Raw genomic sequence first — 9,236 nt, forward strand, 5'->3', positions numbered from 1 at the left:
GTGGCGGCCGTCGCGGTGGGGGTGGGGACGGGGGCCGGGCTGCCGGAGTCGGCGAACGCGACGGCGCCCGGCAGGGCGAGCACCCCGGCGGCGACGGCCGGGACCAGGGCGAGCCGCAGCGCGCGGCGGACGGACGTGGTGCGTGACATCGGGAACCTCCCCTTGGGCGTCCCCCGCGGCCGGGTCGGCCGCGGATCGACGCCGCTCACGCTAGGAACCCCGCCCCTCGGCCGGCCGCCGGCTCCGTAACGGCCACCGCCCGGCTCTGTAACGGTCCGCCGTCGGGGCGGAGGGGGCGGCCGGGTCGAGGGCCGCCGGAGTGCGGGCTTTCCGGCGGTGGGCGCCCGGATAAGCGCTGCTAGCGTGGCTGCGGTTCTGTCCCCGTGTTGTGGTGAAGGGTTGCGCCCGCGATGGCCAAGTTCCTGCTGAGTCTGCACCTGCTGGCCGTGGCGCTGTGCATCGGTCCGGTGGCGGTCGCGGTGAGCATGTTCCCGCGCAAGGCGAAGGCCGCGCTGGCCGGGGGCCCGGAGCAGGCGGGGGCGCAGACCTCGGTGCGGCTGCTGCACCGGATCAGCAACGTGTACGCGCTGATCGGCCTCGCGGTGCCGGTGCTGGGCATCGGCACCGCGCAGGTGATGCACGTGCTGGGCAACGCCTGGCTGGTGACCTCGATCGTGCTGACCGCGATCGCCGCGGGCGTGCTGCTGCTGTTCGTGCTGCCCGGTCAGCAGGCGACCGTGGACGCGCTGGACGCGACCGAGGACAAGGACGCCGAAACGGCCCGCGCCGCAGGCAAGTTGAAGCTGCTGCCGATGACGGCGGGCGTGTTCAACCTGCTGTGGGCGGTCGTCCTGGTGCTGATGGTCATCCGGCCGGGGTCGTCGAACGGGGCGTGACCCCGCGGACCTCGATCGAGGCGAGCAACTGGGCGGTGGCCGCCGCGACGGCCGCCACCGCCGCGTCGAACGCCTCCCGGTTGTGCGCGGCGGGCGCCCGGAACCCGGAGATCTTCCGGACGTACTGGAGCGCCGCCGCGTGCACGTCCTCGGGGGTGGCGTCGGGCGTCATCGGCGGGCGGAGCGTCTTGATGCTTCGGCACATGCCTCCAGTCTGCCGCGCCGCACCGACACCCCGCCGACGGTTCAGGGCAGTTGCCGCAGCCACTCCGACACCCCGCCGACGGCTCAGGGCAGTTGCCGCAGCCGCACCCCGGCCCGTTTGACGGCCCGGGCCACGATCGCGGTCTCCACCCGCCGCACCCCGAGCGGCCCCAGCACGCCGGTCTGGAACCGGTACAGTGCCGCGTGGTCGGGGCAGAACACGGCGGCCATCAGGTTGCTCGGCCCGCTGGTGGCCAGCACGCCGTGCACCTGCGGGTGCCGGGCCAGCGCCTCCCCGGTTGCCGCCAGCCGCCCGGGCTCGACGTCCAGCCACAGGTTGGCGTCCACCGCGGCGCCCACCAGCCGCGGGTCCACGCTGACGTGGGTGCGCAGCAGCCCGCCCGCGCCGAGCCGGTGCAGGCGGCGCCGGACGGTGGACTCCGGCACCTGCAGCGCGGCGGCCAGCGCCGCGTGCGAGCGGCGGGCGTCGACGCCCAGCGCGTCCAGCAGCCGGTGGTCCAGCGCGTCCAGCGCGGGCGGCGGCCCGGCCGGGGCGGGCGGCGGGGCCAGCGCGGCCTCCTGATCGGCCGTCAGCGCCCCGCAGCGCCAGGCCGAGGCGTCCGCGAACAGGTGCAGCACGGCGTGCGCGGTGGACTCCAGCACCGCGTCGGTGGCCGGCAGCCGCCCGTGCAGCAGCCGGTCCCGGGCGGACGCCTCGGCCAGCACCACCGCCGACACCTCCTGCCCGCCGAGCATCACGTCGACGAACGGCACCCCGTCCTGGGCGGCCAGCGCCAGCGCGATCGCCTCCACCCGCCCGCGCAGCACCCGCACCCGCAGCAGCAGCGCGCCGAGCGCGGCCTCCCGGGCGTCCGGCATCCGCACCACCCGGACCGCGCCCGTCCCCAGCAGCCGCCCCAGCCGCCGGGTCACCGTCCGCGCCGACACCCCCAGCACCTCGGCGATCCGCCCCGGCTCGGCCCGCCCGTCCACCTGCAGCGCGTGCACCAGCCGCCGGTCCAGCGCGTCCAGCACCGCGGCGGGATCCGCCGCACCCGTGTCCATGCTGTCCGATCCCCGCCGTTCCCGTACCGCTGACGTCCCGATGAGCCACCCCGACGGTACTCCTGGAGGCCCACCGCGACGAAGGAGAACCACCGTGCAGCACCTCCTGGACGCCACCGAGCAGGCCCTGCGCGAGGTCGGCGACCTGCTCGCCGCCCGGCAGCCCGCCGAACCCGTCGCCGCCGCCACCCCCGCCGAGGCCCGCGCCGCGTTCGACGCCGTCGACCGGCCCGCCGCCCGGCTGCTGCGCGAGCGGCTCACCGCACTGCGCCCGCAGGCCGGCTGGCTGGACGACGAGTGGGCCCGCGAGGTGCCCGGAACCGGCGAGTGGTGGCTGGCCGACGCCACCGACGGCGCCGTCCAGTACCTGGGCGCGCTGCCGCACTGGGCGGTCACCGCGACCCTGCTGCGCGACGGCGCCCCCGTCCTCGCGGTGGTGCACGCGCCGCGCACCGCCGCCACCTACACCGCGACGGCCGGCGGCGGCACCCGGCTGAACGGCCGCCGCTGCGCGCCCCGCCCGCGCACCCTGGCCACCGCCGTCGCCGCCACCTCCCAGCCCCCGCTGGTCGCCCGCGACCCGGCGGCCCTGCGCGCCGCCGGGGCCTCGCTGAGCGCCGTGCTGCCGCACGTCCCGGCCGTCCGCAACCTCGGCCCGACCGCCCTGCAGACCGCCCAGGTCGGCTCCGGCCACCTCACCCTGTTCTGGCAGTACGGCGCCGACCCGGCCAACCTGCTGCCCGGCGCGCTGCTCGCCGCCGAGGCCGGCGCCGCGGTCAGCGACGCCCAGGGCGCCCCGTGGACGCCCGCCGCCCCGTCCTTCGTCGCCGCCGCGCCCGGCGTGCACGCCGAACTCCTGGACGTGCTGCGCGCGGTGTGACGGCCGCCGTCAGTGGCAGCGGCCAGGATGGGGGCGACCGTCCCGCGACTCCAGGAGGCCCGCCCATGACGACACCGACCCGCCCGCTCGACGGAAAGGTCGCCCTGGTCGCGGGCGGCACCCGGGGCGCCGGCCGCGGCATCGCCGTCCAACTCGGCGCCGCCGGGGCCACCGTGTACGTCACCGGCCGCTCCGCGCAGGGCCAGCGCTCCGAGTACGACCGGCCCGAGACGCTGGAGGAGACCGCCGAGCTGGTCACCGCGGCCGGCGGCCGCGGCGTCGCCGTCCGGGCCGACCACAGCGACCCGGCGCAGGTCGCCGCGCTCGCCGCCCGCCTGGAGCGCGAGCAGGGCCGCCTCGACGTCCTGGTCAACGACATCTGGGGCGGCGAGGGCAACTTCGCCTGGGACGCCCCGCTCTGGGAGGACGACCTCGACCGCGGCCTGGCCCTGCTGCGCCGCGCCGTCGACACCCACGCCATCACCAGTCACCACCTGGTCCCGCTGCTGCTGCGCCGGCCCGGCGGGCTGGTGGTGGAGATGACCGACGGCACCGCCGAGTACAACGCGACGCGCTACCGGGTGTCCTTCTTCTACGACCTCGCCAAGGCGTCCGTGCTGCGGATGGCCTTCGCGCTCGGCCACGAGCTCGGCCCGCGCGGCGCGACCGCGGTCGCGCTCACCCCCGGCTGGATGCGCTCGGAGATCATGCTGGAGCACTTCGGCGTCACCGAGCGGACGTGGCGCGAAGCGCTCGCCCGGGAGCCGCAGTTCGGGATCTCCGAGTCCACCGCCTACGTCGGCCGCGCGGTGGCGCACCTCGCCGCCGACCCCGACCGGGCCCGCTGGAACGGCCGCTCCACCTCCAGCGCCGAACTCGCCCGCACCTACGGCTTCACCGACCTCGACGGCAGCCGCCCGGACTGCTGGGCCTACCTCACCGCCGTCGAACAGGCACCGACCGCCCCCGACCCGGCCGCCTACCGCTGAGCAGCCCCCCGGGGGCCTACTGCTCCAGCAGCCGGACGGGCAGCGTCGCGGCGGCGGCGAAGACCGCCCCGGGGGTGGTGAGTTCGAGGTAGTGCAGGTCCCCGTCGCGGTGCTGGACGGGCGGGTCGAGGGGCAGGTGCGACAGGTCGAGGGCGCCCAGCGCGTCCAGGGTGGTCCGGCCGAGCTTGATCAGGGCCTCCTTGCGCACCCACAGGCGCAGGAACGCCCGGGTGGGATCGGGGTGCCGCCGGACCAGGGCGCTCTCGGCCGGGGTCAGGACGTGCCGGAGGGTGGCCGGGTCGGTGGTGCGGGCGTCGAGGTGCTCGACGTCGACGCCGACCGGGACGGGGCCCGCCGCGGCGGCGATGACGCCGTTGGTGTGCGAGAGGCTCAGGTGCGTCCCGGGCCGGTCGGTGAGGTACGGGCGCCCGTGGGCGGTGCTGCCGCAGCCGGGGCACCGCTGGCCGAAGGCCACCGCGGCGGGCTCGACGCCGAGGTGCGCGGCCGCGCAGTACCGGACCAGCAGGTGCGCGGCCAGGTAGTCGTCCCGGTCCGCGGGGCGCCGGAACCGCTCCAGGCGCTCGCGCTCGAACGCGGTGAGCAGCCGCTCGTCGGCGTCCGGCCGGGCGAGCACCCCGGCAGTGGTGGCGAGCATGGCGAACGGCGGGTTCGGCACGGTTCTCCCTTTCCGGGCTGGCACCTTCGCTGGCGGAATATCAAAGTAGTCCGTTCGAATGATTGTCCGGCGCGTCCGGGTCGCCCCGTCCGGAGGCGGTCCGCCGCTTCCTCTTTGCTGACCGGTGTCCGCTGTCTGCTGACCCACCGTCAACGAGAGGGGTGCCCGTGCGACACGGTGTCCGCGGCAAGAACCCGCTGCTCCGCTTCGCCGTGGTGACGGCACTCGCCGCCACTCCGCTGCTCACACTGGTCGTGGCCGGAGAGGCCGCCCAGATGACGCCACCACTGGGCCCCTGTTCGGGCCCGGACTGTCCGAGCACCTGGGGCCCGCCGCACACCGGGCCGTTCAACGGTGCGGACGCCTCCCTCAACATCTACGTGGGCGGCAACTACCTGGTGCGGCAGAACGCGGCCGAGGCCGAGGGCAAGATCGCGGTGGTCGGCAACCTCGACATCAACAAGGCGTCGGGCGGCGCCTTCAACATGGGCGTGGTGGGCGTCGGCTCGATGGTCACCCCGCCGAACGCCTCGGACCACGTGACGGTGGGCGGCTCGGTCGCCATGGACGCCTCGCAGGCGAACCCCAGCAGGCTGTTCATCGGCGGCACCGACTTCTTCGTCCAGCCGCCGAAGGCGCTGTGGGGGAACCTCAAGTACGGCACCACGCTGACCGGCGCCTACGACATCACCCCGGACGGCCAGGCGATCCGGGACCCGGCGGCGATCGACGAGTTCCGCGGCCTGACGCCGGTCATCGAGGGCCACTCCGCCTGCATGGCCCAGCAGACCGCGACCGGCACCGTGGTGGACGACGGCACCACGGTCACCTTCACCGGCGACGGCACCAGCGCCCGCCAGGTGTTCAACTACGGCCAGAACATCGGCACCGACGGCGGCCGCCGGGCCATCGTGTTCGCGGGCGTCCCGGCCGGCGCGACCGTGATCGTCAACATGACCGGCAGCGACGTGACCGTCAACACCAGCAGCGGCACCGGCCAGGCCGGCGACCAGCTGACGGAACTGCGGCCGAACCTGATGTGGAACTTCCCGACCGCCACCAACGTGGTGGTGGAGGGCGACGCCCAGTGGCAGGGCTCGATCATGGCGGGCAATCCCGGGAGCACCACCACGCTCTCCAACCCCGGGACCAACGGCCGCGTCTACCTGGCGGGCAACCTGCTCCAGCAGGGCAGCGCCGGCACCGAGATCCACAACTACCCGTTCAACGGCGACCTGCCGGACTGCAGCGAGAGCCCGTCGCCCTCCCCGTCCACCAGCGAGAGCCCCTCGCCCTCGCCCTCGCCGAGCGAGTCGACCAGCCCGAGCCCGAGCCCGAGCCCGAGCGCGTCGACCAGCGAGAGCCCCTCGCCGTCGCCGTCCACCAGCGAGAGCCCGAGCCCGTCCCCGTCGGGCAGCGGGAGCCCGAGCCCCAGCCCGAGCCCGAGCCCGTCGCCGAGCGGGAGCACCAGCCCCGCGCCGTCGCCGAGCGGGAGCACGCCTCAGCCGACCGGCTCCGGTTCCACCCCGGCGGGGCCGCCGCTGCCGAACACCGGCGGTGACAGCCTGGTCGCCCCGGCGGCCGGGGCCGCCGCGGTGCTGCTGGGCCTGGGCGGCGCCGTGATCGCGCTGGCCCGCCGCGCCCGGGGCCGGCACAGCTGACCGAGGCGAACAGCCGGACGGCCGGGGCCCGCGCGGGCCCCGGCCGTCCGGCGTCGACGGGGGGTCAGGTGACGTCGCCGCGGCGGGCGAAGCGCTCCGCGCGCCACTCGCCGCTGGCCAGCACCTCGCGCAGCGCGGTGGCCGCGTCGTGCACGTCGGCGCGGGAGAGGTAGAGCGGGGTGAAGCCGAAGCGCATCAGGTCGGGGGCGCGGAAGTCGCCGATCACCCCGCGGGCGATCAGCGCCTGCACCACCGCGTGGCCGTCGGGGTGCCGCAGCGCGACCTGGCTGCCGCGCCGGGCGGGCTCCCGCGGGGTGACCGGCTCGACGTCCAGGTCGGCGGTCAACTCCAGGAACAGGTCGGTCAGTTCGAGGCTCTTGAGCCGGACGGCGGCCGGGTCGGCCAGCTCCCAGACCTCCAGCGCGGCCTCCAGCGCGGCCAGGCCGAGGATCGGCGGGGTGCCGGTGAGGAAGCGGGTGACGCCCTCGGCGGGCCGGTAGCCGGGCTCGAAGTCGAACTGCCGGGCGTGTCCGAACCAGCCGGTCAGCGGCTGCCGGGCGTCGGCCTGGTGGCGGGCCGCGGCGTACAGGAAGGCGGGCGCGCCCGGGCCGCCGTTGAGGTACTTGTAGCCGCAGCCGACGGCGAAGTCGACGCCCGCCGCGTCCAGGTGGATCGGCAGCGCGCCCGCGGTGTGGCACAGGTCCCAGACGGCGAGCGCCCCGGCGGCGTGGATCCGCTCGGTGACGGCCGCCATGTCGAGCAGCTCGCCGGTCCGGTAGTCGACGTGCGAGAGCAGCACCACGGCGGCCTCGGAGTCCAGGGCGGCGTCCAGCTGCGCGGCGGAGTCCAGCAGGACCGGCCGGGTGCCGGGGTGCAGGCCGCTCAGGCCGTCGGCGATGTACAGGTCGGTGGGGAAGGCGTGCCGCTCGACGAGCAGCGCCGGGCGGCCGGGACGCAGCCGCAGGGCCGCGCCCAGCACCTTGAACAGGTTGACCGAGGTGGAGTCGCAGACCACCACCTGCCCGGGCGCGGCGCCCAGCAGGTGGGCGCCGAGCCGGTCGCCGAGCCGCCCGGGCTGGTGGAACCAGCCGGCGTCGTTCCAGGACCGGATCAGCCCGGCGCCCCACTCGCCCTCCACCACCTTCGCCAGGTGGCCGGGGGTGCGGCGGGGCAGCGCGCCCAGCGAGTTGCCGTCGAGGTAGAGCACCCCGGAGGGCAGGTCGAACTCGGCGCGCAGGGCGTGCAGCGGATCGGCGGCGTCGCGGGCCGCGCACTGCTCACGGGTGGGGGTCACGGCGTTGCTCCCGGGGGTGCTCAGAGGTCGTTGCGGACGGTCCACAGTTCGGGGAAGACGTCCTGGTCGGCGGACTGCTTCAGCCAGCTCAGGCCGCTGGAGCCGCCGGTGCCGGGCTTGGCGCCCATGGTGCGCTTGACGGCGGAGTAGTGGCGCTGGCGCCAGCGGGTGACGCGCTCGGCGGTGTCCAGCAGGGCCTCGCCGAGCCGGGCCAGGTCGGCCAGCGCCGGGTCGGTGTAGACGGCCCGCCAGGCGGCCTCCACCACCTCGTCGTGGCGGTGCCGGGCGGTGACCGGCGCCGCGGGTATCGCCAGGCCGCGCCGGGCCAGCACGGCCAGCGCCTCGGCGTACAGGCTCGGGGTGCGCAGCGCGGCGAACAGCGCGTCGTACTCGGCGGGGGAGTCCCGGTACATCTCCAGCAGGCCCTCGCTGCGGTTGCCGAGCAGGAACTCCAGCCGCAGGAAGGCCGAGGACTGGAAGCCGGACGCCTCGCCCAGCACCGGGCGGAAGGAGTTGAACTCGGCCGGCGTCATGGCGGCCAGCAGGTCCCAGGAGCCGACCAGCACGTCCTGGGTGTGCTGCCCGCGGCGCAGTGCGGCCAGCGCGGTGTCCAGGTCGTCGGCGCGCAGGGCGGTGCGGGCGGCCGCCCAGTCGCGCTCCAGCAGGTCGAACAGCAGCTCCATCACCTGGGTGGTGACGATGAACGCGTACTCCGCGGGCTCCGCGCTGCGCGGCTGCTGGAGGGCGTGCAGTTCGGCCAGGCGCACGTACCGGGCGTAGGGGGTGGACGCGCCGGGGTCCTGGTCGGGGTCCTGGTCGGAACCGAACCGCAGGTGGGGACGGTGGGTCTGGCCGGTCATGGCCGGTACCTCCTTGGCTCCGCCCGCTCGGGGTGCCGCGGGCGTCACCCATTGTGCGGCGCGGCGGCCTGCTCTTGAATGGGCGTCGTAGCCCGGATGGGGGCATCGGCCTGCCGTTCGCAAGGCGTCCGCCCCCGATCGCCTGACGAACGAAAAGGAGCCGCCGGTGGACGCGGTGGACCGCCTGCTGCTGGCCGAACTGCAGGCCGACGCGCGGCTGTCGTACAACGAGCTGTCGCGCCGGGTGAACCTCTCCCCGCCGGCCGTCGCGGAGCGGGTGCGCCGGCTGGAGGCGGACGGGGTGATCACCGGCTACCACGCGCACCTGGCCCCGGCGAAGGCCGGGGCGGCAGTGATGGCCCTGGTCACGGTGGAGTGCTACGGGGTGCGCTGCCTGCTCCGCGACCCGGAGGTGGCGCGCTGGCCGGAGGTCTTCCAACTGCACCGGGTCACCGGCGGGGCGTGCTGCGTGCTGCTGGTCGGGGTGCCGGACATGCCGTCCTTCGAGCGCCTGACCGACCGGCTCGGCGGCTACGGACAGCCGACCAGCTCGATGATCCTCTCCAGCCCGGTGCCGTGGCGCCCGCTCAGCCCCTGAGCCGGGGCGGGCGTCGGGGACCGGGGGGCGCCTGGCGGCGGGCCGGGAGGGGGTTGGGGGATGGCTGGCGGCGCCGCTCAGCCCTGAGCCGGGGCGGGCGTCGGGGGCCGGGA

Annotated in this window: 10 protein-coding genes; 5 read left to right on the forward strand and 5 right to left on the reverse strand. The window is 76.0% G+C overall.

Going from position 1 to position 9,236, the window contains the following annotated elements; translation table 11 throughout:
* Positions 1 to 410 precede the first annotated feature (410 nt).
* Positions 411 to 896 (forward strand): membrane protein, encoded by a 486-nt coding sequence (locus tag IH44_RS0137355; protein ID WP_030464296.1) that lies wholly within the window; start codon positions 411 to 413, stop codon positions 894 to 896.
* On the opposite strand, the gene IH44_RS0137360 is transcribed toward IH44_RS0137355, so the two are convergent.
* Positions 865 to 1,101: a DUF2277 domain-containing protein gene (locus tag IH44_RS0137360; RefSeq protein WP_030464297.1), complete on the reverse strand. Its 237-nt coding sequence runs from the start codon at positions 1,099 to 1,101 to the stop codon at positions 865 to 867. The two genes, IH44_RS0137355 and IH44_RS0137360, sit on opposite strands and share 32 nt — an antisense overlap.
* Before the next feature lie 83 nt (positions 1,102 to 1,184).
* The gene (locus IH44_RS0137365; RefSeq protein WP_030464298.1) at positions 1,185 to 2,165 is read right to left on the reverse strand and encodes an Lrp/AsnC family transcriptional regulator; all 981 of its coding nucleotides are present in this window, start codon (positions 2,163 to 2,165) and stop codon (positions 1,185 to 1,187) included.
* Between the two features lie 94 nt (positions 2,166 to 2,259).
* Here IH44_RS0137365 and IH44_RS0137370 point away from each other — a divergent pair, with 94 nt between their 5' ends.
* Both IH44_RS0137370 and IH44_RS0137375 read left to right on the forward strand, forming a co-directional pair.
* Positions 2,260 to 3,045, forward strand: a complete 786-nt coding sequence (locus IH44_RS0137370) for an inositol monophosphatase family protein (protein WP_030464299.1) — start codon at positions 2,260 to 2,262, stop codon at positions 3,043 to 3,045.
* A 65-nt stretch (positions 3,046 to 3,110) separates the two neighbouring features.
* The gene (locus IH44_RS0137375) at positions 3,111 to 4,034 is read left to right on the forward strand and encodes an SDR family oxidoreductase (protein ID WP_030464300.1); all 924 of its coding nucleotides are present in this window, start codon (positions 3,111 to 3,113) and stop codon (positions 4,032 to 4,034) included.
* A gap of 16 nt (positions 4,035 to 4,050) precedes the next feature.
* Here IH44_RS0137375 and IH44_RS0137380 read toward each other — a convergent pair whose 3' ends face one another.
* Entirely contained in the window at positions 4,051 to 4,710 is a 660-nt protein-coding gene (locus tag IH44_RS0137380; RefSeq protein WP_030464301.1) for a 4'-phosphopantetheinyl transferase superfamily protein, read from the reverse strand.
* Positions 4,711 to 4,877: 167 nt separating this feature from the next.
* Here IH44_RS0137380 and IH44_RS0137385 point away from each other — a divergent pair, with 167 nt between their 5' ends.
* Positions 4,878 to 6,371, forward strand: a complete 1,494-nt coding sequence (locus IH44_RS0137385) for a choice-of-anchor A family protein (protein ID WP_051818128.1) — start codon at positions 4,878 to 4,880, stop codon at positions 6,369 to 6,371.
* Positions 6,372 to 6,435: 64 nt separating this feature from the next.
* Here the strand turns inward: IH44_RS0137385 and kynU are convergent, their stop codons facing one another.
* Positions 6,436 to 7,665, reverse strand: coding sequence for a kynureninase (kynU, locus tag IH44_RS0137390; RefSeq protein ID WP_030464303.1), 1,230 nt, complete (start codon positions 7,663 to 7,665; stop codon positions 6,436 to 6,438).
* A 20-nt stretch (positions 7,666 to 7,685) separates the two neighbouring features.
* The gene (locus tag IH44_RS0137395) at positions 7,686 to 8,525 is read right to left on the reverse strand and encodes a tryptophan 2,3-dioxygenase (RefSeq protein ID WP_030464304.1); all 840 of its coding nucleotides are present in this window, start codon (positions 8,523 to 8,525) and stop codon (positions 7,686 to 7,688) included.
* Between the two features lie 166 nt (positions 8,526 to 8,691).
* On the opposite strand from IH44_RS0137395, the gene IH44_RS0137400 reads away from it, so the two are divergent.
* Complete coding sequence (locus IH44_RS0137400) at positions 8,692 to 9,123, forward strand: Lrp/AsnC family transcriptional regulator (protein WP_030464305.1); 432 nt, start codon at positions 8,692 to 8,694, stop codon at positions 9,121 to 9,123.
* Positions 9,124 to 9,236: the final 113 nt, after the last annotated feature.

Source organism: Kitasatospora sp. NRRL B-11411, from assembly GCF_000721345.1.
In the GTDB taxonomy this organism is placed as follows: domain Bacteria; phylum Actinomycetota; class Actinomycetes; order Streptomycetales; family Streptomycetaceae; genus Kitasatospora; species Kitasatospora cineracea.

Bases quoted from the DNA above. Each gene is read 5' to 3' on its own strand.
- IH44_RS0137375 (WP_030464300.1), top strand. From the start codon at position 3,111: ATGACGACACCGACCCGCCCGCTCGACGGAAAGGTCGCCCTGGTCGCG.
- IH44_RS0137355 (WP_030464296.1), top strand. From the start codon at position 411: ATGGCCAAGTTCCTGCTGAGTCTGCACCTGCTGGCCGTGGCGCTGTGC.
- IH44_RS0137365 (WP_030464298.1), bottom strand. From the start codon at position 2,165: ATGGACACGGGTGCGGCGGATCCCGCCGCGGTGCTGGACGCGCTGGAC.
- IH44_RS0137360 (WP_030464297.1), bottom strand. From the start codon at position 1,101: ATGTGCCGAAGCATCAAGACGCTCCGCCCGCCGATGACGCCCGACGCC.
- IH44_RS0137395 (WP_030464304.1), bottom strand. From the start codon at position 8,525: ATGACCGGCCAGACCCACCGTCCCCACCTGCGGTTCGGTTCCGACCAG.